The sequence below is a fragment of the Luteimonas saliphila genome, assembly GCF_016774335.1.
GTDB lineage: Bacteria > Pseudomonadota > Gammaproteobacteria > Xanthomonadales > Xanthomonadaceae > Luteimonas > Luteimonas saliphila.
Genome location: NZ_JAETWA010000042.1, coordinates 297,754 through 322,055, shown reverse-complemented (window position 1 = coordinate 322,055; position 24,302 = coordinate 297,754). Strand labels below are relative to the sequence as shown.

19 protein-coding genes are annotated in these 24,302 nt (G+C 66.1%); 11 read left to right on the top strand and 8 right to left on the bottom strand.

The window, feature by feature from the left end; genetic code table 11:
• Positions 1-13 precede the first annotated feature (13 nt).
• The 4 genes from JMO03_RS13985 (at position 14) to JMO03_RS13970 (ending at position 7,459) form a co-directional block, all read left to right on the top strand.
• Positions 14-1,000: a class I SAM-dependent methyltransferase gene (locus JMO03_RS13985; protein WP_202844286.1), complete on the top strand. Its 987-nt coding sequence runs from the start codon at positions 14-16 to the stop codon at positions 998-1,000.
• Positions 993-2,951, top strand: coding sequence for an O-linked N-acetylglucosamine transferase, SPINDLY family protein (locus JMO03_RS13980; RefSeq protein ID WP_202844284.1), 1,959 nt, complete (start codon positions 993-995; stop codon positions 2,949-2,951). Before JMO03_RS13985 ends, JMO03_RS13980 begins: the two co-directional genes overlap by 8 nt.
• 6 nt (positions 2,952-2,957) lie before the next feature.
• Positions 2,958-4,247, top strand: coding sequence for a tetratricopeptide repeat protein (locus JMO03_RS13975; RefSeq protein ID WP_202844282.1), 1,290 nt, complete (start codon positions 2,958-2,960; stop codon positions 4,245-4,247).
• Positions 4,248-4,600: 353 nt separating this feature from the next.
• Positions 4,601-7,459 carry a TonB-dependent receptor plug domain-containing protein gene (locus tag JMO03_RS13970; RefSeq protein WP_202844281.1) on the top strand — a complete coding sequence of 953 codons (2,859 nt, stop codon included), beginning with the start codon at positions 4,601-4,603 and terminating at the stop codon, positions 7,457-7,459.
• Here the strand turns inward: JMO03_RS13970 and JMO03_RS21190 are convergent.
• Positions 7,426-7,602 (bottom strand): hypothetical protein, encoded by a 177-nt coding sequence (locus JMO03_RS21190; protein ID WP_238346175.1) that lies wholly within the window; start codon positions 7,600-7,602, stop codon positions 7,426-7,428. The genes JMO03_RS13970 and JMO03_RS21190 overlap by 34 nt on opposite strands.
• On the opposite strand from JMO03_RS21190, the gene JMO03_RS13965 reads away from it, so the two are divergent.
• Positions 7,601-9,172 carry a tetratricopeptide repeat-containing sulfotransferase family protein gene (locus tag JMO03_RS13965; protein ID WP_238346174.1) on the top strand — a complete coding sequence of 524 codons (1,572 nt, stop codon included), beginning with the start codon at positions 7,601-7,603 and terminating at the stop codon, positions 9,170-9,172. The genes JMO03_RS21190 and JMO03_RS13965 overlap by 2 nt on opposite strands.
• A gap of 13 nt (positions 9,173-9,185) precedes the next feature.
• Here JMO03_RS13965 and JMO03_RS13960 read toward each other — a convergent pair whose 3' ends face one another.
• Positions 9,186-11,030, bottom strand: coding sequence for a tetratricopeptide repeat protein (locus JMO03_RS13960; protein WP_202844279.1), 1,845 nt, complete (start codon positions 11,028-11,030; stop codon positions 9,186-9,188).
• 3 nt (positions 11,031-11,033) lie between these two features.
• A complete protein-coding gene (locus tag JMO03_RS13955) occupies positions 11,034-11,501 on the bottom strand; it encodes a hypothetical protein (protein ID WP_202844277.1) in 468 nt (155 codons plus the stop codon).
• 94 nt (positions 11,502-11,595) lie between these two features.
• On the opposite strand from JMO03_RS13955, the gene JMO03_RS13950 reads away from it, so the two are divergent.
• Both JMO03_RS13950 and JMO03_RS13945 read left to right on the top strand, forming a co-directional pair.
• A complete protein-coding gene (locus tag JMO03_RS13950) occupies positions 11,596-13,107 on the top strand; it encodes a tetratricopeptide repeat-containing sulfotransferase family protein (protein WP_238346173.1) in 1,512 nt (503 codons plus the stop codon).
• A 25-nt stretch (positions 13,108-13,132) separates the two neighbouring features.
• The gene (locus JMO03_RS13945; RefSeq protein WP_202844276.1) at positions 13,133-13,807 is read left to right on the top strand and encodes a sulfotransferase family 2 domain-containing protein; all 675 of its coding nucleotides are present in this window, start codon (positions 13,133-13,135) and stop codon (positions 13,805-13,807) included.
• A 28-nt stretch (positions 13,808-13,835) separates the two neighbouring features.
• Here the strand turns inward: JMO03_RS13945 and JMO03_RS13940 are convergent, their stop codons facing one another.
• From JMO03_RS13940 to JMO03_RS13925, 4 genes are all read right to left on the bottom strand, one after another.
• Positions 13,836-14,816 carry an aspartyl/asparaginyl beta-hydroxylase domain-containing protein gene (locus JMO03_RS13940; protein ID WP_202844274.1) on the bottom strand — a complete coding sequence of 327 codons (981 nt, stop codon included), beginning with the start codon at positions 14,814-14,816 and terminating at the stop codon, positions 13,836-13,838.
• The gene (locus JMO03_RS13935) at positions 14,813-16,090 is read right to left on the bottom strand and encodes an aspartyl/asparaginyl beta-hydroxylase domain-containing protein (RefSeq protein ID WP_337926418.1); all 1,278 of its coding nucleotides are present in this window, start codon (positions 16,088-16,090) and stop codon (positions 14,813-14,815) included. The genes JMO03_RS13940 and JMO03_RS13935 overlap by 4 nt, the downstream gene beginning before the upstream one ends.
• 140 nt (positions 16,091-16,230) lie before the next feature.
• Complete coding sequence (locus JMO03_RS13930) at positions 16,231-17,994, bottom strand: phosphoenolpyruvate carboxykinase (GTP) (protein ID WP_238346172.1); 1,764 nt, start codon at positions 17,992-17,994, stop codon at positions 16,231-16,233.
• Between the two features lie 114 nt (positions 17,995-18,108).
• A complete protein-coding gene (locus tag JMO03_RS13925; RefSeq protein ID WP_202844271.1) occupies positions 18,109-18,849 on the bottom strand; it encodes a helix-turn-helix domain-containing protein in 741 nt (246 codons plus the stop codon).
• A 117-nt stretch (positions 18,850-18,966) separates the two neighbouring features.
• Between JMO03_RS13925 and JMO03_RS13920 the strand changes: the two genes are divergently transcribed.
• Both JMO03_RS13920 and JMO03_RS13915 read left to right on the top strand, forming a co-directional pair.
• A complete protein-coding gene (locus JMO03_RS13920; protein ID WP_202844269.1) occupies positions 18,967-19,386 on the top strand; it encodes a hypothetical protein in 420 nt (139 codons plus the stop codon).
• Entirely contained in the window at positions 19,383-20,198 is an 816-nt protein-coding gene (locus tag JMO03_RS13915) for a DUF2145 domain-containing protein (RefSeq protein WP_202844267.1), read from the top strand. Before JMO03_RS13920 ends, JMO03_RS13915 begins: the two co-directional genes overlap by 4 nt.
• 248 nt (positions 20,199-20,446) lie before the next feature.
• On the opposite strand, the gene JMO03_RS13910 is transcribed toward JMO03_RS13915, so the two are convergent.
• The gene (locus JMO03_RS13910) at positions 20,447-21,079 is read right to left on the bottom strand and encodes a TetR/AcrR family transcriptional regulator (protein ID WP_202844265.1); all 633 of its coding nucleotides are present in this window, start codon (positions 21,077-21,079) and stop codon (positions 20,447-20,449) included.
• A gap of 162 nt (positions 21,080-21,241) precedes the next feature.
• Between JMO03_RS13910 and JMO03_RS13905 the strand changes: the two genes are divergently transcribed.
• Together JMO03_RS13905 and JMO03_RS13900 are read left to right on the top strand one after the other, a co-directional pair.
• Positions 21,242-23,719 carry an acyl-CoA dehydrogenase gene (locus JMO03_RS13905; RefSeq protein ID WP_202844263.1) on the top strand — a complete coding sequence of 826 codons (2,478 nt, stop codon included), beginning with the start codon at positions 21,242-21,244 and terminating at the stop codon, positions 23,717-23,719.
• Between the two features lie 76 nt (positions 23,720-23,795).
• Positions 23,796-24,266, top strand: coding sequence for a hotdog fold domain-containing protein (locus JMO03_RS13900; protein ID WP_202844260.1), 471 nt, complete (start codon positions 23,796-23,798; stop codon positions 24,264-24,266).
• Positions 24,267-24,302 lie beyond the last annotated feature (36 nt).

Here is a 24,302-nt window from a genome sequence, read left to right as displayed (position 1 = left end):
CGGATCTACGCGTATGAATTCCCCCGTTTCGGACGCGGCCAGCTCATGGACCCGCCTTTGGCAAACGGGCGTCCGCCATTCGTGCAGTCACGGCTTCTCCGGCAATTACGATGGAGAGATACGCCAATTTTGGCTTGATCGCTTCAGCGTTCTCACGGACGGCGATATCGTGCTGGATCTGGGGACCGGCAACGGCGCGATCACGCTACTGGCGAAGACCTTCTCGATGGAGCGCGGCATCTATCCGCAAATCCACGGGGTGGACCTGGCCGATATCAATCCGGTCGACCATGTGCCCGGTGGCGCTGAACTCTATGACGGTATCAGCTTCCATCCGTCCACCTCGATGGCGTCCCTTCCGTTCGCGGATGGCAGCGTTCGCCTGCTGTGCTCCCAGTTCGCTTTCGAGTACGGGCCGCGCGACGCTGCGGCGGCCGAGATTCTGCGCGTGATTGGCACACGGGGGTGCGCAGCGCTCGTCATGCACAGCGACGATTCCGTCATTGCTGCGATCACCCGGGCACAGCTCCGGGGATGCGACTGGTTGCTGCGGGGAAGCAGCATCGTGCAGGATACGGAGAATCTGATCGCCGAGATGGCTGGTGCGGGCACGCCAGAAGCGCGATCGAAGCTCGGATCCAGCCCATCGGCCGAAGCTGCCCGTATGGCATTCAACGATGCAGCCTCACAGCTGGTGTCGAGAATCGAATCCGATCCCGATTCGGAGATCCTGCAACGCGCCGCCCAGCAGATACCCCGGCTGCTGGCGACGCCCTGCTCCAACCGGGAGGAGGCTTCGGCGATTAGCTTTGGGCTGCGTGCCTGGATAGAGGACGAGGATCATCGACTGCGCATGATGCATGCGGCGACCCTTGACCGTCCTGCGCTGGAAGCGGTCGCGCGAAGGTTCGGCTCCGGTGGCCTTCCTGTCCGCACCGGACGACTGCTGTATCGGGAAAGCATCTGCATGGGATGGACCGTGGTTGTCGGCAATGAATGAGGCCGCTCGCGCACGCGCGCTTCATGCTGCCGGCGAGTTCGCGGCAGCCGAAGTCATGTACAGGTCGGCATTGCGTGCACGTCCGGACGATCGCCCGCTCCGCCGCGACTTCGCGGTACTTCTCATGCAGGCACGCCGCGAAGCCGAAGCCGTGTCGCTGATCGACGACCCGGTGACGCTTGAGCAAGGTGATGCCGACACGCTTTCGATTCTTGCGCTTTGCCTGCGGGCGATGGGCCGCTACGACCGCAGCGGCGACATCGCGGAGCGTATTACCCTGAGGGAGCCGACCCTCTCGTTGGGCTGGTTGCTGCAGGGGAGCGCGCAAGTCCGCCAGGGCCGTTTCCGAGACGCCGAAGCGTCCCTGCGCAGGTGCATCGGGATCGAACAGGCCCTGTTCGAAGCCTGGCATTACCTTGGCGAATCCCTGCAGGCGCAGGGGCGCTGGGACGAGGCGATCGCCGCCTATGCGACATCCGCGCAACAGATGCCCGCCGATGCGTTCAATGTGGCACTCTGCCACGAGTACGCGGGCAGGATCGAGCTGGCCGAACGCCATTACTCTGCAGTCCAACGCATGATGCCTCGTCGCGCGGACGTTCTGGCGCGTCTGGCGTATGCGCAGGCGATGCTGTGTCTTCACGACCGCGAGCCATCCAGCAGTTCCGCGCTCGCCGACGTGCTTGATCGTCCGCTCGCGGACGACGATGCACCCGAACCGTTCGTGCTGGCCGTTCTCGACCTCGACGTAGCGACTAAGGCAGCAGCCCTGGGCCGCCATTCCTCCAGGATCCGCCGGTCGATCGAACCGTTACCGCCAACGCGTCCTGCCCGGCGCCCGGACGGTCGCATCCACATCGCATACCTCTCCGCCGATCTCGGCCCCCATGCGGTCGGTGAGCTCTCATGTTGTCACTTCGCCGCACATGATCGGGGCAGGTTCCGGGTCTCCGCGTACTCGCTTCGTTCGCATCAAGGCGAGGCCGCGGAAGTTATCCGTACCGGCGTCGATTCGTTCGTCGAATGCGACGGACTCGGGGACGAAGCGGTCGCCGAGGCGATCCGGGCGGACGGGGTCGACGTCCTCATCGACATGGGTGGATTCACCCACGGCGCCAGGCCCGCGGTCCTGGCCCGACGTCCATCGCCGCTCCAGCTGGGATGGCTCGGCTTCATCCATGGCCATCAGGCGCCGTGGCTGGACGCTCTCTTGCTGGACCGGCACGTTTGGCCTGGTAGCCGGCATTGGCCGTACGAAGATCGAATCATGCTGCTGGAAGGCTGCCTCTTTCCCGGCTCGCCAGTCGCGCCGGGCACCAGGGACCGCGCCCGCTTCGGACTGCCGGAAGACGTCGCGGTACTCGCAAGCTTCAACAATACCCACAAGCTGAGCGCACCCCTCATCCAGGCGTGGAGCACGATTCTCGGACTTGCACCCGAGGCTCATCTGATGGTCTACGTGCCAAACTCTGCGCGAAAGGGCTTCCTGAGGCAATGGGATTCCGCCGGCGGCCCGGCGGAGCGCCTGCATATGGTCGAACAGATTTCCGCAAAGGCCCAAGCCGATCGTGCCGCGAGTTGCGATCTGTTCCTGGATGCGTTTCGCTACCAGGGCGGCGCGACCGCCATGAACGCGATCGGCAACGGCTTGCCAGTCCTCTCACGGGCCGATGGCGAATCGCCGCTTGCGCGACTGAGCCTGAGTATCAATCGCTTCCTCGGTATGGACGAACTCGTCTGTGATGGCCTGGACTCCTACGTCGAGCTCGCAGCCGCGTTCGCCAACGACTCCGGAAGGTTGAGCCGGGTGCGTGCAAAGCTGCAGGAACGCGCGGTATCGTGCGGCCTATTCGATCCGCGGCGCGTCGCATCATCCATCGAGCAGGGCATTCTCAGCACTTTTGGCGAGCCGCTGGCGCGCGCATCCTTCGGCGATTCTCATGGACAATGATCAGCCGTGAACCATGACCACGCCCTCACGGACGCGATCAGGCTCCATATCCGCATGGGGCATGGCGATCACGCACGTGAACTGCTGGATGCGTCGCTCAAGAGGGATCCGGATCACGCCGAACACCTCTACCTTCGCGGCACGCTCAACGCCGCTGCCGGGGCGAATCGCGCGGCGCTGGCGGACTTCGATGGGGCGCTACGACTGCTGCCCGGCCTTCCCCCGGTGCTCTTCAGTAGAGGACTCATATTGTTCAGGCTGGAGCGCATGGACGAAGCGCTCACCGATTTCGAGACGCTGGCCGACATTCAGCCGGACAGCGTCGACGTCTGGACCAACATCGGCATCATCCATACACGCGAGGGGCGTCCCGAGGCGGCAATCAAGTCGCTTCGCCGGGCCAGTCTGCTGGCTCCGGAGTCCCCGCTGGTCCTGCGCATGCTGGCAAACGCCCTGCGGGACGTGGGCGAGTACAGCGAATCCACCCGGCTACACCGAATGGTGGTCGAGTCTACGCCAGCGGACCCGGCGGCCTTGACCGATTACGCGCTGAGCCTTCTGTCGCTCGGCGAGATCGTGAAGGCGCATGAGCAGTATCAGCGGGCATTGGTGACGGCTCCCGGCGACCAGACCGCTCTCGCTGGCATTTACATGACCAGCAACGAGCTTGGCATGGGCGACGTTGTTGCGGCGCTGATGGATTATGAATCCCTGCTCGCCTACGGCAAAGTCGCCACCGAGGACCAGATCGACTTGGACGTTCTGCGCGAGACCGTTCTGAAGCACGAGCAACTCCTGTGGGAGCCAGCGGGTCGTTCCACGAAGGCCGGCAAGCAAAGTCCGATGCTCGATCTTTCCGAGGCGTCGCCCTTCAGCCGGTTCCAACGGATGATCACCCGGCATGTCGAGCGGCGAATGCGCGCCATCGGTCAGAGTTCCGACATCCTGGGGCATCCGTGGCTCGCCACAGTCCCCCGCAAGTGGCGGCTCCAATCGTGGATCACTGTTCTCGAGGAAGGTGGCCAGCAGACGCCGCACATACACCCGGCAGGATGGCTCAGCGGTGTGTTCTACGTGGATGCCGGGTCGCCTCGCGTCAGTGGGGCGGGGGACCTCGTATTCGGACGAGCGCAACAGGACCTTCCGCTGCAACGGCGCATGCCCGAACGCCGGCATCGGCCGATTGGTGGAGAACTCGTGATGTTTCCCTCCTACTTCTTCCATAACACCACGCCCTACGCCGGCGACGGCCCCAGAATCAGTCTTGCATTCGACGTCATCCCGGTAGAGCGCTAGCCTTCCTGCCGCGGACCGGGTCAAATCGCACCCGATCTTTTCTGCTCGAGCCGCCCCGCGCCCGAGCGGGCGCACCGGCTGCGAAGTCGCTGCGGCCCGCGTGGCTCTCGACTAGCTCAGGTTTCTTCGGACTGGAGCGGGCGACCCAGGACAGGCGGCCTCAGCGAAAGCCTGCAGAGCGACCCGTGCCGGTATCGCAGGCACTGAATTCACAGCATATTAACTTTTAACAACTCTTTAATTCTTCAAGAAGCAGAGGTAGTATCGGCCGCAACCTTGCCGATCTTGGCGTCTTTCTTGACTCCTCCGGTGAGGTTTCCATGGGATTCCCGCCCACGCACAGGAGAGAGAGAATGAGACTGAAGAGAAACAAGCTTCGAGATGCGATCGCGTTCTCGATCGCCGTCAGCGCGGCCACCCTGGCCGGCGCCGCACTGGCCCAGGAATCGAACCAGACGGAGACGAGCGAGCCAACCAGCGCAACCAGCCTCGATACCGTGACCGTCACCGGCTCGCGCATCAGGAGCCAGACCATGACGGCATCGAGCCCGGTCACGGAAATCGGCGCGGAGCAGTTCAGGTTCGCCGGCGCGACCCTTGCGGAAGACCTAGTGAATCAGTATCCGCAGCTGAGCCCGGTGTTCGACAACTTCCAGAACAACCCGTCGCTGGGCTATGCCGAAGTCGACCTCCGCGGGCTGGGCGCCATCCGCACCCTGACCCTGCTCAACGGCCGCCGCATCCCGAAGGGCAATGGCGAAACCTCCGACATCAGCATCGTGCCGTCGGCACTGATCCAGCGCGTGGACATCCTGACCGGCGGCGCCTCTGCGGTGTACGGTTCGGACGCGGTCGCGGGCGTGGTCAATTTCATCCTGGACGACGAGTTTGAAGGCGTCAGTATCAACGCCGGATACTCGGCCTACCAGCACGACAACGACAACAAGTTCATTCAGGGTCTGATGGACGCGGCGGGCTACGACTACCCGACCGGCAACTCCGGCTTCGACGGCATCTCCAAGAACGTCGATCTCGCCATCGGCGGCGCCTTCGGCGAGGGTGGCCACGCTGTCGCCTGGGCCACCTGGCGCAAGAACGAAGCACTGTTCCAGGGGCAGCGCGACTATTCCGCCTGCGCCCTGAACACCGGCGGCACCGCCTGCGGCGGATCCGGCACGGCCGATCCGGCCAATTTCCTGATCTACACCGACGGCGCCTACTTCGGCTACGCCGCGCCGGTCGGCGGCGTCTGGAGCACCGACAACCATTACATCTACAACTACGCGCCGATCAACTACTACCAGCGCCCCGACACGCGATTCACCGCGGGCACCAATATCAAGTACGAGATCAACGAACACTTCCAGCCGTATATGGAAGCCTTGTTCGTCAATCGCAAGAGTTCGACCCAGCTCGCCCCGTCGGGCGCCTTCTTCACCCACGTCGGCGTGGGTTGCGACCAACCGCAAATCGGCACCCTGTGCTCCGACCTGGGTATCGACCCGGATGCCGCTCTCGACATCTACGTGGCCAAGCGCAACGTGGAAGGCGGCCCCCGGGTGTACGAAGACGAGTCCAACAGTTTCAGCATCACCGCCGGACTGGGCGGAGAGATCAATGAGAACTGGACCTACGATGCCTCGATCACCTATGGCCGCTGGGTTCGTTCCAGCACCGGCTTCAACGACTTCCTGACCCCGCGGATCCAGGATGCCCTGCTGGGTTGCCCCGCCGGCTCGTTCGACGGCTGCATTCCGTACGAGGTCTGGACCGACTCGGTCACTCCGGAGCAGGCGCAGGCCCTGCAGGGCGTCAGCCAACAAGACTGGACCACCGACATCCTGGTATTCAATGCCTACGTCTCCGGCGCGCTGCCGTTCTCGCTGCCGTCGGCCGACAACGATCCGATCAAGCTGGTCACCGGCTACGAGCGTCGTCAGGAGCGATTCTCCTATGTGGCCGACACCAACTTCTCGGCTGGCAACTTCGCCGGTTCAGGCAGTTCCAATCCGCAGATTTCTGAAGGCTATCGGGTCGACGAACTGTTCATGGAAAGCCAGATTCCGCTCTACGTCGGGAGCGGTGCGCTGGGCCGTATCGACGCCGATCTCGGATACCGATACTCCGACTACGACAAGTTCGGTGGTCTCAGCACCTACAAGGTGGGCCTGGGGGCCAACTTCCTGGACAACAAGCTGCGGCTGCGCTCCAGCTTCAATCACGCCACCCGCACCCCGACGTTGAACGAACTGTTCTATCCCCAGGCGCTGGGCCTGTGGGCCGGCGAAGACCCATGTGCCGGCGCGAATCCGATCCTGACCGAGGCGCAGTGCGCGCTGACCGGCGTTCCTGACGGCGCCTACGGGTCGGTGCCGAGAAATCCCGCCGCCCAGTACCAGCAGCTGTTCGCGGGCAATCCCGACTCGCAGCCCGAGAAAGCCGATACATGGACGCTCGGCTTTGCCGCCAGTCCAATCGACAACCTGGAAGTCAGCCTGGACTACTACGACATCAAGGTAGAGGACCAGATTGCCGGACCGGCCCCGGTCGTGACCCTCCTGATGTGCGGCACCACCGGAGATGCGCAGTTCTGTGATGCCATCCACCGTAGTCCGACCACCGGCTCGCTCCGCAGCGGCGCCAGCAATTACGTGGAGAGCTTCACGGTCAACAACGGCAACATCCGGGTCAAGGGTGTGGATCTCAACGCGTCGTATGCCCTCGACCTCGGGCAGGGGCGCTTGTCGGCCTCGCTGGTGGGCACCTACGTGCTGAACAAGGAGTTCGAGCAGCTGCCGGGCAATCCGCTGGGTACCTACGATTGCGCAGGCATCGTCAGCCCGGAATGCAATACGCCGGAATGGCGCCACATCGCCAGCACGCGCTACAGCTGGGACCGCTACTCCTTGGGTCTGCGTTGGCGCTATCTGAGCAGTCTGGAGTACACCAGCCCTTACACGGCAAATTCGTTCATTCCGAACCCGAGCCTGGATACGCTGTTGTTGCCTGCCGGCGGCATCGGCTCCCACAGCTACCTCGACCTGTCCGCCTCCGTCGATTTGGGGCCGGTCACCTGGACCGCAGGCGTGAACAACATTGCCGACAAGGAACCGCCGATGGTGGGCGGTTCGCTCGTGCTGAACGGCAACTCGCTGGGCGTTTACGACCAGGCTGGTCGTTACATCTTCACCAGCGTCAGCGTGAAGTTCTGATCGTTGCCTGCAACCTGATGCAAGACCTGGCGGCGGGCTTCGGCCCGCCGCTTTTTTTTTTGCCCGCGCGATCCGCCCCAGGCGATCACATCCGATAGACTTCCCTGCATGACTGCATCCTCGAACCGCGCGTCCGACGCCATGTCAAGCCTGGCCCAGAAGGTGGGACTTGGTTACGAACTGCTTCGCCAGAGCCGCTTCACCGAAGCGCTGGAACTGAGTAGGGAGGTCGCCGGTGCGTATCCGGCGAATCCGCACGCCCTGTCGTTCGCCGCCGAGGCCAGCCTGGCCAACGGGAACGCGGAAAGCGCGCTGGAATGGATCGACCAGGCCATTGCCTCCAGTGGCGACGACCCCTCCCTCAAGCTCAAGAAAGCGAACCTGCTGTCACAACTGCGGCGCCGACCAGAGGTCCAGGCGTTGGCGGCGGAGATCACGGCAGCCGCGGAAAACAACGGCCCGCTGCTGCAGCAGGTCGGGCATCTCTACCACCGCATCAACATGCAGCCTGAAGCCGTCGCCCAGTTCGAGAGGGCGCACGCGCTCGTCGGCGATTCTCCCGAACTTCTGTATCGAATGGCGGTGGCGCGTTTTTTCAGCGGTGATTTCGAACAGGCCGAACGCGATCTGGATCGTCTGTTGACCATTGCGCCGCAGTCCGGTCCGGCGTTGTACCTGCGCGCGACCTTGCGCCGCCAGACACCGGAGCACAACCACATCGAGGATATCGAGCGTCGGCTGAAGGCCGGCATCGGCAAGCTGGAGCACGAGTCTTCGGCACTGTATGCACTGGCCAAGGAACTGGAGGATCTGGGAGAGTACGACAGATCCTTCGCCGCCCTTGCCGCCGGCGCGGTGAAGAAACGCAGCCTGATGAAGTACGACGTGCAGTCCGAGATCGCATCACTGCGCGCCATTCGCGACGCCTACACCAGCGGAGCAATGGACACACCGGCACCGGGCCATGACGAGGAAGGCGCGATCTTCATCGTCGGCATGCCGCGCACCGGTACGACACTGGCCGAACGGCTGCTGGTGCAATCCGGCAAGGTGGCCGCCGCCGGTGAACTGCTGGATTTCGGCAACCTGCTGGCCGCATCCACGCAGAAGGTCATCGACGCCGACCCGGCGCAATCGCAAGCGTCGGCATCGCTACAGATCGACTTCGCCCAGCTGGGGCGGAACTACATGTGCAACGCGCGGCAAGCGGCGGAAGGCAGTCCATGGTTCATCGACAAGCTGCCGGTCAACTACCTGTATTGCGGGATGATCCGCAAGGCCCTGCCGAAGGCGAGAATCATCCATCTGGTGCGCGATCCGCTGGACAGTTGCTATGCGGTGTTCAAGACTCTGTTCTTCAATTCCTACAGCTTTTCCTACGACCTGGATGACCTGGCCGAATACTACATCGCCTATCGCCAGATGATGCGGCATTGGCACACGGTGATGCCCGGCGCGATCCTAGACGTGCGCTACGAGGACCTGGTGACGGATACCGAAACACAGGCCAGGCGCATTTACGAATGGTGCGACCTGCCGTGGGATCCAGCCGTACTGGACGCGCCGATGGATCACAAGGTGTTTTCGACCGCCAGCGCAGCGCAGGTGCGTGAACCGGTGCATAGCCGCTCGGTCAACAGTTCGCGCAGGTATGCAGTTCACCTGGCGCCACTGGCCGCCAAGCTGGCCGCAGCCGGGGTCATCGACGCCTGAGGCATTTCCCGCTTCAGCCCTGCGGCTGCATGTCGAACGCGACGGTGAGTCTGGGATCGGGATCGTCGAAAGGCACCGTGCCGTGCCACATGTAAGAAGGGAACAGCGCCAGATGACCCGTTTTCGGACGGATCATCCGGCGTGGCGGCAAGTCCAACCCGAGCTCTTCCAGGGGCTGGCCGAACTGGATCCAGCCCGCATGGCTGACATTCGACCCCTCATCGCGCACCGATGCGGGCAGGGCCACGTAGAACGCCGAACTCATCCAGCCTTCGTTGTGAAAGTGATTGGAATGCCGCCCGGCGGATTTCAAGCGTACCGACCATGCGCCAACGATGCGAACGCTGCTGCGCTTGCGGGACAGGAACGGATGCGCAGGGTCATCCGGCAGGCCGGCCAGCCAGTCCTCGACGGCCGCGCGCAGGACGTCTTGCGCTGCGCGCAGGACGACGTCATCGCGGCCGAACAGGTAGCCTGCGGTCTGCGTGCCGTTGCGCACGCTCTGGTTGACCGGTTCATGTCGGGCCAGGTGCAAGGCCTCCAGCCGGCCCTGTAACGCCGACAGAAAGGACGGCAGGTCGGCATGTCCCGGTGGCGGAGCGACCTCGACGTATCCGATCAGTCGTTCGTAATCGCATAGCCAGTCTTCGCGCGGATCCCCGGCCAGCCGCCACGCTATCCCCATGTGGCCCCACGCCTCCTGGTTGATCGGATCCAGGCGAAGCACCTGTTCGGCACAAGCGCGCGCCTGGTCCGGTCTGCCTGCGCGGAAGCAGTGCCGGGCATACGCATTGAGGAACTCCGCGCTCTTGCCAAGCCGGAGATGCACCGAGGCGTACAGGTTCGAGGCCTGCGTGGTTTCGCCCAGCGCATCAAGCGCATCGGCAGCAAACCAGGTCAGGATCGGATCGCCTCCCATCGGATTGCGCATCCGTTCGATCCGGGACAAGGCCTCCCTGGCCCGATGTGCCGCCAGCAACATGCGCAGGAACTTGAGTTGCAACTCGCGGTTGTCGGGCTGGGCTTGCGCCGCCATGCGCAAGACATGCAGGGGATCCTCGCCAGGTGCCAACTCGGCCCCGTGTTCCCATAGCAGGTTCGCCAGAGTGTCGTAACCCTGCGCGAATTCCGGGTGTGCCGCGACCAGCCTGCGCGCACCCGCAAGTGCTTCGGCGGGTCGGGCGGCATCCGTCAGCACGCCATTGATCGCGTCGTGCAGTTCCGGCCCGGCATGACCAAGACGCTCGGCGTGGCGCAACGCCGCCAGCGCCTCGTCGATGCGTCCCAGCAGTCGCAACACCCCACCCAGGTTGATCCACCCCAAGGCATGCTCGGGCGACAGCATGGTCACCTTGCGGAAGGCGACTTCGGCCTCCTCCAACGCTCCCTGGGCACGCAGTGCGCTGCCCAGCCCATGCCACGCCGTTGGGAGGTCGGCTTGCAGCTGGATCGCGCGCTCGAAGGCGTTGCGTGCGTCGGCATGCTGGCCCAGTTTCAACGCGATCAACCCTTGGTCGACGCGGACCCGCACGGTTTCGGACGCCCCCATCAGCACGTCCAGCGCCTGCTTGGCGGAACCTATGCGTTGCAGCCAGTTGGCGAAGTTGAGGGCCACCACCGGGCTACCCGGGGCCAGTTCCAACGCACGACGGAACGCCGCTTCGGCTGCGTCGGGATCGCCTGTGTCGGCCAGGCACATGCCCAGCAGCTGATGCGCGTCCGCCGCCATCGGCGCCTCCCGCACCAGTGCTTGCGCGATATCGACTGCGGAACCGGCCCTGCCCGCCCGCAACAAGTCCGCCGCGGCCTGGAACCGGCCCGCCTGCGCCCGTGTCAGCGGCCGGCCGATCGCCGCCATCGGTCAACGCACACGGCGCACACGCAAGGTTGCGCCGGCAGGCGTGGTCAACAGGAAATTTCCCATCATCCCCTTGCGCAGCGTCACCGCGTCGCCTTCCCGCAGGTGCCCGGTGCTGGTCGCTTCGATCGTCGCCCACACCTGGCCATTGGCCAGGGCGATGTCCCGCTTGCCCCCGTGATAGACCACCTTCGCCACCTGCCCTTCGATGCGATCAGGATCGATTTCTTCCACCGGTTGGCCCGCATTGCGCAGCGGACTGGCTTCCTTCTCCAGACCGAAGTCCTGCACCGCCTGCCGGGCCGCCGCTTCGCGCACGCCAGGTGCCGGAGGAAAGGCCTTGTCGTAGCAGGCCAGCCGATTGGCCGGATTCGCCTGGCTGGCGCAGGGGTGTGTCGCCTGCGCTGCCGATGGCAGTGGCAGGGCGCAAGCCAGCACCAGCGGCAACAAGGCCCGGCGCGTTGTTGTCATGAGGGCATGATCCTCGCGAAGCAAAGGGAGCGGTACCTGGACACGGGCGCCAGCATACTATCCGCTCCTGATCCCCGCATGTGGGCATACCCGATTGAACCGGCGCGAGGACGATCTCCCCCAATTGCTGGCGCATGCCGATGGTCTGCTGCGCAAGGACCGGCTGCGGGATGCCGTCCATGCATACCGCGAACTGCTGGAGCTGCAGCCGGATGTCGCCAATGCATGGTTCAATCTCGGCTATGCGCTGCGACAGCTCGGCGAGTTCGAGCCGGCCCTGCACGCCTATGGCGAGGCCCTGAGACACGGGATCTCCCGCGCGGAGGAAGTCCATCTCAATCGCGCGGCCATTCATGCCGATCACCTGCGCCGGGACGACCAGGCCGAAGCCGAACTTCGGGCGGCGCTGGCGCTCGCGCCACACTATGCGCCGGCGCTGCTCAACCTGGGCAACCTGCACGAGGAGCGCGGCCACCGGGAATCGGCCATCGAATGCTACCGGCGCATCCTCGAAATCTGCCCGCAGCCGGCTGGGGGTGCGGATCGCCAGGCGTTGGCACGGTTGGCGCAGCTCCAGCCTCCCGCCGATCTGGACGATCCGTTGTTGTCGCGCCTGCAGCAGGCGGCGACGAGCCTCGATCCGCTCGACGACGGCCTGCGCGCAAACCTGCATTTCTCGCTGGGGCGCGCCTTCGACACCCTGGGCGAGCCGGCACGCGCCTTCGTCTCATTCGATGCGGGCAAGCGGATGGCGCATCGCCGGTATCCGCCCTACGATCCGGCACGCGCCGAGCAAAACACTCGCGCACTGATCCACGCCTTCCCTGCACCGGCGTCCGTGCCTGGAAATGCGCTCGATGCATCGCCGCAGCCACTGTTCATCTGCGGCATGTTCCGTTCCGGCTCGACCTTGCTCGAGCAAGTACTGGCCGCGCACCCGGACGTGGCCGCGGCAGGCGAGCTGGATCTGCTTCCGCGCATGATTCGAAGCGAACTCGTCCCCTTCCCCGCCTCGGCAGCCGGACTGGACGACGCTGCCGTGGCACGACTGGCGCGCCAATACCACGGAGGCCTGCTCGAGCGCCTGCCCGGACCCGGCACGGGCAGGCGCTACGCCACGGACAAACGACCCGACAATTACCTGCTGATCGGCCTGATCAAGCGATTGTTCCCGCGTGCGAAGATCCTGCACACGCACCGCAACCCGATGGACAACGGGCTTTCGGTGTTCATGCAGCACCTGAACCCCCGGGTGTTCGACTACGCAGGCACTTTGGCCGGCATCGGCCATCACCATGGCCAGTACCTGCGACTGATGACACATTGGAAGTCGCTGTACCCGAAAGAGATCCACGACTTCGACTACGATGCCTTCGTCGTCAGTCCCGAAGCAACATTGCGTCCCCTGCTCGAATTCCTCGGACTGGCATGGGACGATGACTGCCTGCAGTTCCACCGCCTCGGCAATACCGTCAAGACCGCCAGCTACTGGCAGGTGCGGCGGCCTCTCTACGGCGAGGCGTCGGGACGTTGGCGACGTTATTCCGAGTTCCTTGGCCCATTGCGCGAGTCGCTGACCCTAGCCGGGATCGAAACACCGGACTGAGCCGGGGCAGGATCCCGAAGTCCCAATGCAGCGGGCTTTCCCACCATCACAGGAAACGCGGCATTCCCCTTCGCGCATGATCATCTCCAATACCCATCGCTTCATCTTCACCGCCATTCCGAAGACGGGAACCCATTCGGTGAGGCGGGCACTGCGCGAACACTTGGCCGCGGACGACATGGAACAGGTCGCCCTGTTCGTGGACAGGCGGCTCCCATTCGAGGATCTTGCGAAGCTCCAGCATGGACATCTGACCCTGCGGCAGATCAGGCCGCACTTGGGCGACCACGCATTCGCTTCTTTCTTCAAGTTCGCGTTCGTCCGCAACCCTTACGATCGCTTCGTTTCCTACTGCGCCTTCATGACCCGCAACGGCGGCGAATTCACCACGAATCCGCTGGCCGCCATGAAGCACATCCTGTTTCGGCTAAAACCGGAGCATCACATCCTGTTCCGGCCGCAACACGAATTCATCGCCGACGACAATGGCGCGCTGCTGACGGATTACATCGGCCGCGTCGAGGACATGCAGGCCGGTTACGACGGCGTCTGCGAGCACTTGGGTCTGCCTTCGCGCCCGCTGGAGCGCGTCAACTGGTCGCGCCGCGGCGATTTCCGCCAGTACTACGACGCGGAGTTGCGCGAGGGCGTACGCGACTTCTACCGATACGATTTCGAACTGTTGGGCTATCCGCTTTGAAGCAATCCTGTGGCTCGTGAGCGGGGCCTCAGGCGTTGTCCTCGACCCCGTATCCGTTTCCAATTCTGCCCGCCGATTCCTCCCGCAGCGCTGGCTTGGCGACGATCATCATCATCGCGCTGTACCAGCCGATTCCGTTCTTCAGGTTCAACGGCTGTCCCGGAATCCGCACCGCCTCGACGTAACGCGCCAGTTCGTTCCGGTATTCCGCCGCGCCTTCGCCGGATTCGCCGTAGCGCATCCACAGGCTCTTCCATATCCGCAGGAAATAACTCGTCATCTGCGCCACCGTGGCCAACTGCGGATGCTGCTCCGCATCGCCAAACAGCAAACCGAAATGCGCGCCCATCTCCCATGGACTCATGACCTTGGGTACGTTCATCGTTTCGCACTGAAGCTCGACGGGTCGACCTTCCGTGAACTCCAGCCGTTCGGCCTTCCATGGCCCGCGATCGGAGGGATTGCTGCGACCACGCGCCACATACCCCCAGAACCTGTCGCCACCTACCGTATCCGCGACCAGATGGATGCGCATGTCGCCGGACTCGTTCAACACCCGGTGCTCGCGCCAGGTATCGAATATCCAGCACTCACCGGCCGCCATATGCACGGCGGCATCGCCACACTCGAAACGCACCGTCGGTTGCGTCAAGACCGGCACATGAACCCGCATCCGGTCTACCCAGTAATAGCCCTGGTCGACATGGGGAGTGACCTCGGCATGGCCGGCCAATCGCATCAAGCGCGTGCGTCCCAGGGTAGCGCCGAAACTGGCCAGTACCTGGATCAGATACGGACATCGCCGCAATTCCGGCGTCGGCCTCATCGGCCCCGAGAAGCCTTCGTCGGATGGATCTCCGCACGCGGCGATCAACGGCAGCATGGAGTTGCCCGGGTATCCCATCGGATGCGCCTTCCACGCATCATTTCCCAGCGCCGCCACTTCCTCGCACAGCCTGTCGGCATCGTATTGCAGTGGCAGCTGGATGAACGGCTCCGGGAGTTTCATCGATGGCTTCCCGTCTCGTCGCGGTACTTGCCGAACGCGCTGGCCAGAGCGCTCACCATCTCTCGCTCCTCGAGCGACAGCAACGGGTTCCAGACGTCGAACATCAGGATCACGCGCACCTGGCCGCTGTCGTTGCGCGCCTCGTGCTCGAGCGTGTCGTCGAACACCCAGCACTTGCCCTCGCGCCATTTCCGCCAATCGTAGCCGACGCGATAGCTGCAGTTGTCCGGTACCACCAGAGGCAGGTGCGCGACCAGGCGCGCGTTGGTCTCTCCGGTGTGGGGCGGGATGTGCGCGCCGGGCGCCAGCGCCGAGAACATCGCGTTCGGGCACAGACCGGGAATATCCACCGAATCGACCAGCGCCAGCGCCGCGGCCGTGCGCGGGCACTGCGACAAGTGTTCGTGCACGGGCTGGCCGTGCAGGTACAGGTGGAAGCCGCTCCAGTTGAGCGAGTGGTTGAGCTTGTCCCACTGATTGACCGGATCGCCGGGCCCGTACTGGATGTAGGGAACGAAATCGTCGCCGCGGCGGGCGAGCATGTCCTGCAGTTCGGACTTGATCGCGTCCGTGCGCGATTCGAGTTCGCCCATCCATGGGAACAGCGTGTCGTCATAGAAGGTGAGCGCGGGGAGGCGCGGGACGTGCAGTTGGTGGCACTCGGAGTGGTAGGGCCGGGTCCTGCCGGCGAGGATCGAGACCGCCTCGTGCCAGCGGTCTGCCACCGCCGCATCGACCGTGGCGCGCGTCGCGGAGATCTCATGTGCGAGGTAGGAGGCCAGCTCATCGGTGTCGTTGCGCACCACGTCGCGGGCGTGCTCGAGTCGCCGTCGCAGCGCCTGCGGCCATTGCGGCTCCTCGGGCGCGATCTTCAACGCGTCGCGGAACACCGCGGCGGCGGTCCGGACCCGCCGCTGCCGTTCCAGGAATTCAGCCTTGCCGAGCAGGCCGGGCAGGAAATAGGGATCGACCTGCAGCGCGTCGATGATCGCGGCCCACTCCTGGTCCTGCAGGCCGAGTTCACGGAACACGCGGGAGACCGTCGTCGGGATCATCGGATCGCGCGGCGCGCACTCGCGCGCCGCTTGCAGCAGTTCCAGAGCGCCCCTGGTATCGCCCCGCTGGAAGGCGTGGACGCCGAGGCTGAACAAGGCTTGCACGTGGCCGGGATCGAGCGTGCGGACCTGCGCCCACAGCCGCTCGGCCTCCTGCCACCGGCCCGCCGCGGCCGCGGCGCCCGCCGCATTCACCAGTCCCGCCAAAGCTTCGGCCACGTTCGCGATCCAGCATGTCCCCGGGACGTACCGGTGCATTCTAGCCATGTGCGTTGCATCGACGGCATGGCCGCGCGTCCAAACGCCTTCCCGGCGGGGAATCGCCCCGGTCGCTTCGCCGTGGCCGGAGCGGCCGCCTGTCACCAGGCGTCGAGGGGAAGCCTTGGCCGGTACGAGTCCAGGAAGCGATCGACGTCGGCTCGCTCGCCTACCCAGTCCTCGGGCGCGTACCCCAGGATCGCCTCTAGCGATGCACCGTCGCCGGCCGATGCCGGCAGACCGATCGCGCCCTTGCCCGGCAACAGGCCGATCGAAGCCTCCACCGCCGCCGCGTCGCCGCGCACCCGCCCCACGATCCACTCCAGCAAGCGGATGTTCTCGCCGAACCCCGGCCACAGGAACCTGCCGTCGGCATCCCTGCGGAACCAGTTGACGTGGAAGATCTTCGGCAATCGCGCGCCGGGCCTGTCGAAAGACAGCCAGTGCGCGAAGTAGTCGCCGAAGTGGTAGCCGCAGAACGGCTTCATCGCCATCGGGTCGCGGCGCAGCATGCCGACCTCGCCGGTCGCCGCGGCGGTGGTTTCCGAAGCCATGGATGCGCCGACGAAGACGCCGTGCGCCCAGTCCCGGGCTTCGTACACCAGCGGCACCAGACTCGAGCGGCGGCCGCCGAACACGATCGCCGAGATCGGCACGCCCTGCGGGTCTTCCGCATGCGGCGACCAGCTGGGGCACTGCCTGGCGCTGACGGTGAAGCGCGAGTTCGGATGCGCCGCCGGGCCGTTCGCCGGGTCGTAGGGCCGACCGCGCCAGTCCACGGCGGGCACCCGATCGTCCAACCCCTCCCACCACGGTTGCCGGTCGTCGGTCAGGGCGACGTTGGTGTAGATCGTGTCGCGCTGGATCGTCGCCAGCGCATTGGGGTTGGTTCCGGCGGAGGTTCCGGGGGCGACGCCGAAGTACCCGGCCTCCGGGTTGATCGCCCAGAGCCGGCCGTCCTCGCCCGGATGCAGCCAGGCGATGTCGTCGCCGACCGTCCAGACCTTCCATCCCTGTTCGCGGTAGCTTTCCGGCGGCACCAGCATGGCTAGATTCGTCTTCCCGCAGGCGCTGGGAAACGCGGCCGCAATGTAGTGCGTGTCGCCCGCCGGCGTCTCCAGGCCGAGGATCAGCATGTGCTCGGCGAGCCAGCCTTCCTGGCGAGCCTGCCACGACGCGATCCGCAGCGCATGGCACTTCTTGCCCAGCAGCGCGTTGCCGCCGTAGCCGGAGCCGTACGACTTGATCGCCAGCTCCTCGGGAAAATGCATGATGAAGCGTCGGTCGGGGTCGAGCTCGCCGGTCGAATGCAGGCCGCGGACGAACGGCCTGCCGTCGGCGCCCTCCCGCTCGATGCGCGCCAGCGCGGCAGTGCCCATGCGCGTCATCAGGCGCATGCTCGCCACCACGTAGGGCGAGTCGGTGATCTCGACGCCACAGCGCACCAGCGGCGAGTCGATCGGGCCCATGCAGTACGGGATCACGTAGAGGGTGCGCCCGCGCATGCAGCCGGCGAACAGCGCATCGATCTTCGCGTGCGCCTCGTCCGGCGCCATCCAGTGGTTGTTGGGACCGGCATCGTCGCGCTCGCGGGTGCAGACGAAGGTGAGATGTTCGACACGGGCCACGTCCTCGGGGTGCGAGCGATGCAGGTAGCAGCCCGGGTGGGTCTGCTGGTTCAGCGGGATCAGGGTGCCGTCGGCCGACATCTGCGCGAGCAGCCGGGCGTACTCGGCCTCGCTGCCGTCGCACCAGTGGATCCGGTCGGGGCGGGTCAGCGCGGCGGCCTCCACCACCCAGTCGTTCAACACCTGCAGGCGGCTGCCCGCCGCAGGCATGGCCTGCGGGCGCGGAACTGCATTCATCGATGTCCTCCCGAAACCGGCGAGCGCCGGAAATGATTTCAACCGCAACAGTCTAAGTGCGCGGGAGGCGCGAGGGCTTGCCGCAGCGCGGCACGGGAGTTCGGTAGGGCGTTGTCAGTCCCGCGCCCGCCGGTACGGCCCGAACAGCCGCAGCAGCCACGGCTTCTGCGCCAGCACCAGGCTGACGCCGACGCGCTCCGACGCCGGGAGCGAGGCGTCGCGCGCCAGCAGGCCGTCGAACTCGCGGGCGACGTCCTCCAGCCGCTGTTTCATCTGGGTCACGCCGTCCGGGCTGAGGCTGCCGCTGAGCAGCAGCAGCCGGTCCTGTTCGCCGTCGAACGGATCGGCGAAGTAGTCGCCCAGCAGGGTGCCGCGGAAGTGGCGTTCCATCGGCCCGTCGACCAGCCAGCGGAAGTTGCGCGCGGTCAGCGGACGGGCGCGGTTGCCCGGCATCAGTTCGATGATGCCCAGGCGGTCGAGCTTCACCAGCAGCCCGGTCCATTGCGGCAGGGTGAAGTCGAAATGCGCCATCACGTCTTCCTGGCGCCAGCGGTTGATGCTCAGGAACATCGCCAGCATCAGCGCGGGATCGTCGACCAGCGCCTGCTCCTGCGCCTGGCCCAGCTGCGCCATCGGCGCGTGCCCGCGCCCGGCCTCGGCGCCGAGCTCGGCCAGGCCGACGCCGAGCACCTCGCAGATCTGTTCCAGGCGCAGCAGGCTCATCGCGCGGCGCGAGAACATGCGCTTGACCGCCGCCTCGCTCAGCTTGAGCCGCTGCGCCAGCTCGCGATAGGTCATGCCCTGCGCGCGCAATGCGCGCTTGAGGGCGTTGATCAGGTCGACGGAGATGCTCATGGGCCAAAAATACTCTACCGGCCGCGCCCACGCGCAACACTTCCACAGTGCCCCTTGCTGGCGCACGGCCGGTCCAGGAGGCTGGCCGCGCACCCAATCCCGCGAGGATCCGCCGACATGCGTACCCGCCTCTCCGGCCGGATGGCCGCGCTCCTGCTGGCAGCGACCGCCTTTCCCGCCCTCGCCACGATCCAGTCCGACGCCAGCCGGCAGTCGGAGGCAAGCCTTGCCGCTTCGCTGGAAGTGCCGGTCGCGATGACCGAAGCGCTGTCCGCCGGCGCCGGCTTCTCGATCACCGCGATCGCGGCCAGCGGCGACGCGGTCGCGCTGACGATCTCGGCGGTGGCGACGGGCGCCTCCGCGGTCGTCGTGATCTCCGCGGAAGCGGCGAAGGCGCTGGGAATCGCGGTCGGCACCGTGGTCGTCGTGACGGCCGTGTCGACCGGATGGATCCTGAGCGTCGCGGGGGAATCGCTGTGCTTCATCGCCAACGAGCTCGCGCGTCCCCACCTGCACTCGCACAGGCTGCCGCTGTGATCCTCCGCTTCGCGCTGCTGGCCTCGCTGTGCCTGCTGCAGCTGCCGGCCGAAGCCGGCACCGACTGCGCCGCGGTGCGCATTCCGCCGGAAAAAGTGGCCGCCGCAGCCGAAACGGCCCTGCGCACCGCGCAGGCGCTGGATCGCGTCGACGCACCCGTCGCCCTGGTCGCCCGGATCGGGCGGGACCTGTCGGAACACGGACTGGTCTACAGCCACGCGGGATTCGCCTTGCGCGAACATGGCAGCGGCCGCTGGACGGTCGTCCACCTGCTCAACGAATGCGGCAGCCAGCGCTCCGGGCTGTATGCGCAGGGCCTGGTCAACTTCTTCGCCGACGACCTCGTCAACCAGGACGCCCGCATCGTCTGGCTGCAGCCGGAGCACGCACGACGCCTGGCCGCGCACCTGGCTGCGCTTCCGGCCAATCCGCTCTACCATCCCGACTACAACCTGATCGCGCGACCCGGCAGCCGCCGCTACCAGAATTCCACCGCCTGGGTGCTGGAAACCCTGGCCGCCACGCGCCCCGGGGCCGGTGAGATCCATGACCGGCACGCGGCATGGATGGTCGCCGCGCGAGACGGCTTCCGCGCCGACACGATCCACATCCCCTACTCGAAACGCGTGCTCGGCGGCCTGTTCGGCGGCAACGTGGTCTTCACCGACCACGCAGTGGCCACCCGCCTGTCCGGCGACTACCCGGTGGTCACGGTGCGCTCGATCCTGCGCTGGCTGGACGAGCGTGGAGACGTCGATGCGCAGATGGAGTGGCGCGGCGGCGCGCTGCAGGCGAGGCCGGGACCGGGTTGAGGAACTGGAGACCGGGAGGCAGGAAGCAACGAACGCTGGCTTCGCGTCAGCGCGTGCGTTCCCCTGTCATCCCGAGCGCAGCGAGGGATCTGCCTGGAGACGACAGGAAGCAGATCCCTCGCTGCGCTCGGGATGGCATCGACTACAGGCTCCGGGATCGATTGCGGGCTCGGGCGTCAGGCCCGGCATGGGGCTGCGTTCGCTGGCTGCGATCGCCGAAACAACGTCGAGGCCGTTCGCGCAATGCCTCAAGCCGGCACCAACGTCCTCGCCAGGTGTTCGACGTAGGCCTCGAATTCCTCCTGCGGCATCCGCGCCTGGTGCAATTGCAGGTTGAGCTGAAGGAAGCCGACGTAGGCCGAATAGGTCAGGCGCGCGCGGTGCAGGGCGTCCTCGCGGCCGAGGCCGGTCTGGCGGAACGAGGCGGTCAGGTAATCAAGGCGGCGCTTGGAGACGCGGTCGATCACCGGCTGCACCGCCGGGTGGTCGAGCGCCTTGAGCAGTGCGCTGTAGATCACGTGCGACTGGTATTCGTGGGCCACCATCTGGAACAGCGCGCGCAGGCGCTCGCGCGGGTCGGGCACGCGCTCGAGGGTGCCGAACACCGCTTCCTGCTCCACGTTCTCCCAGCGTTCCAGCGCGGCCTGCAGCAGCGCTTCGCGCGAGGGAAAGTGCCAGTAGAAGCTGCCCTTGGTGACCCCCAGCCGGCGCGCCAGCGGTTCCACCGCCACCGCCGCCACGCCCTGCTCGGCGATCAGGTCGAGCGCGGCCTGCGCCCAGTCCTCGGCGCTCAGGCGACCGGTCCGTTCGGGCGGCTTGCCCGCATCGCCAGGCGCGGCAGCGGCGTCGGAGCCTGGGGGCTTGGCGGCGGATCTGGCCATGTCGGTCGTTGTCCATACGCTGGCGTCGGGAAAAGTATCGTCGCCGATCCGCGGGCACGTTGACAAGCCCAGGACGCAGTTCCATACTCAACCGTACGGTCAGGCTCGTCGCGGCGACTCTACGCCCGCGCGGCCACTCTTCACCTTTTCCGGAGGCATCCGATGAGCGTCGCCCTACCCTTCATCGCATTCCTGCTCGTGGGTGCGTTCGCGGCCTACCACCGGCTGCGCCTCGCGGTCTGGGTGGCCGTCACCGCAGTCGTGCTGGTGGCCTGCTGGCTGTTCGGGGCGAACCCGGCCGCGACCGTCGTCGCCGCCCTGCTGCTGGCCGCGATCGCGTTGCCGCTGCTGCTGCCGTTCGTGCGCAAGCCGCTGGTCACCACGCCGCTGCTGAAGTTCTTCCGCAAGGTGCTGCCGCCGCTGTCGCAGACCGAGCGCATCGCGCTGGAGACCGGTTCGGTCGGCTTCGAGGGCGAGCTGTTCACCGGCGATCCGGACTGGAACAAGTTGCTGTCCTATCCGAAGCCGGAGCTCACCGAAGAGGAACAGGCCTTCCTCGACGGTCCGGTCGAGGCGCTGTGCCGCATGGTCGACGACTGGCAGATCAACCACGTCCACGCCGACCTGCCGCCGGAACTGTGGCAGTTCATCAAGGACAACAAGTTCTTCGGCATGATCATCCCGAAGGAATACGGGGGCCTGGGCTTCAGTGCCCTGGCGCACCACAAGGTGATCCAGAAACTGGCGTCGATCAGCTCGGTGGTCAGTTCCACCGTCGGCGTGCCCAACTCGCTCGGCCCCGGCGAGCTGCTGATGCACTACGGCACGCAGGAGCAGAAGGACTACTACCTGCCGCGCCTGGCCGCGGGCCAGGAAGTGCCGTGCTTCGGCCTGACCGGGCCGTTCGCCGGCTCCGACGCCACCTCGATCCCGGATTTCGGCATCGTCTGCAAGGGCGAGTGGAACGGCGCCAACGTGCTCGGCCTGCGGCTGACCTTCAACAAGCGCTACATCACCCTGGCCCCGGTCGCCTCGCTGATCGGCCTGGCGTTCCGCATGTACGACCCCGACGGGCTGATCGGCGACAAGCGCGACATCGGCATCACCCTGGCGCTGCTGCCGCACGACACCGAAGGCGTCGAGATCGGCCGCCGGCACTTCCCGCTGAACTCGCCGTTCCAGAATGGCCCGATCCGCGGCAAGGACGTGTTCATCCCGCTCAGCCAGCTGATCGGCGGGGTGGAGAAGGCCGGCCTGGGCTGGAACATGCTCAACGAATGCCTGGCCGTCGGCCGCTCGATCACCCTGCCCTCCACCGCCAGCGGCGGGGTCAAGTCCGCCGCGGTCGTGGTCGGCGCATACGCGCGCATCCGCAAGCAGTTCGGGCTCTCGATCGGCCGCTTCGAGGGCGTCGAGGAAGCGCTCGCGCGCATCGGCGGCAAGGCCTACGCCACCAGCGCGCTGTCGCAGGCCACGGCCGCGGCGGTGGACCGCGGCGACGTGCCGTCGGTGCCCTCGGCGATCGCCAAGTACCACTGCACCGAGATGGGCCGCGAGGTCGCCAGCGACTTCATGGACGTCGTCGGCGGCAAGGGCATCATCCTCGGGCCGCGCAACATCGGCGGCCGCGCCTGGCAGGCCTCGCCGATCGCGATCACGGTCGAAGGCGCGAACATCATGACCCGCAGCCTGCTGATCTTCGGCCAGGGCGCGATCCTGTGCCATCCGTGGGTGATGAAGGAGATGAAGGCCGCGCAGAATCCGGACTTCGCGCAGGCGGTCGAGGAGTTCGACGAGAACCTGTTCGGCCACATCGGCTTCGCGATCTCCAATGCGGTGCGTTCGTTGTGGTTCGGCCTGACCGGCGCGAAGATCGGCGCCGCGCCGGGCGACGACTACACCCGCCGCTACTTCCGCAAGCTCGACCGCTACTCGGCCAACCTCGCGCTGATGGCCGACGTGTCGATGCTGCTGCTGGGCGGCAAGCTCAAGTTCAAGGAGTCGCTGTCCGGGCGCCTGGGCGACGTGCTCAGCCACATCTACATGACCAGCGCGATGCTCAAGCGCTACCACGACGACGGCGCGCCGCAGGCCGAGCAGCCGTTACTGGCATGGGCCTTCCACGACAGCGTGCACAAGATCGAGGTGGCGCTGTCGGCGGCGCTGCGCAATTTCCCGATCCGTCCGGTCGGCTGGCTGATGTGGGCGCTGGTGTTTCCCTGGGGCCGCCGCGCGGTGCCGCCGGGCGACCGCCTGAGCCATCGCGTCGCCGCGCTGCTGATGTCGCCGAACGAGGCGCGCGACCGGCTCGCCCAGGGCGTGTTCCTGACCCCCTGCGCGAACAACCCCGGCGGCCGCATCGACAGCTACCTGGCCAGGGCGATCGCCGCCGAGCCGGTGGAGCGCAAGTTCCAGAAGGCGCTGAAGACCAGCGACATCGAGGCGCTCGACTTCGCCTCGCAGCTCGACGAGGGCGTGCGCGAAGGCTGGATCACCGCCGACGAGCGCCGGCAACTCGAGGAACTGCGCGAGATGACCCTGGACGCGATCACCGTCGACGACTTCGATCCGCACGAGCTGCGGTCGGCCGGCTTCTACGATCTACCGCAGCACCGTCGCCAGCCGCGCGAAGCCGCCTGATCGCGCATCGGTCACGGTCTGCGTCCATGTGCGCTCCTTCCCATGGCGGGGAAGGAGCGGGAGCCGGGAAACGCGAATGGCGGCCAACGTCCTCCAGCTCTACCGCAGCCTGAGCGGCAAGCCGCTCGGGCGCTGGCTGTTCTCGCAGCTGGTCTGCCTCAAGGCGCCGTACTTCGGCAGCATCTCGCCGCGCATCGTGTCGCTGGCGCCGGGGCGCGGCGAGGCGACCATCGCGCATCGCCGCCGGGTCAGCAACCACCTCGGCACCGTGCACGCGATTGCGCTGTGCAACCTGGCCGAATTCGTCGGTGGCCTGACCTGCGACATCAGCATTCCCGCTTCGATGCGCTGGATCCCGCGCGGGATGAGCGTCGAATACCTGAAGAAGGCCACCGGGACGATGCGCGCGGTCGCCACCCCCGGGTTCGCACCGCATGAGGCGAATGCCGGATACGAGCTTCCCGTGCAGGTGGAGGTCTCGGATCCAGGTGGCGAGGTCGTGTTCCGCGCGCGAATCGCGATGTGGGTGTCGCCGCGCAGGGCGTGATGGCACCGTGGGGTGCCACGCACGGTCGGACGCGCT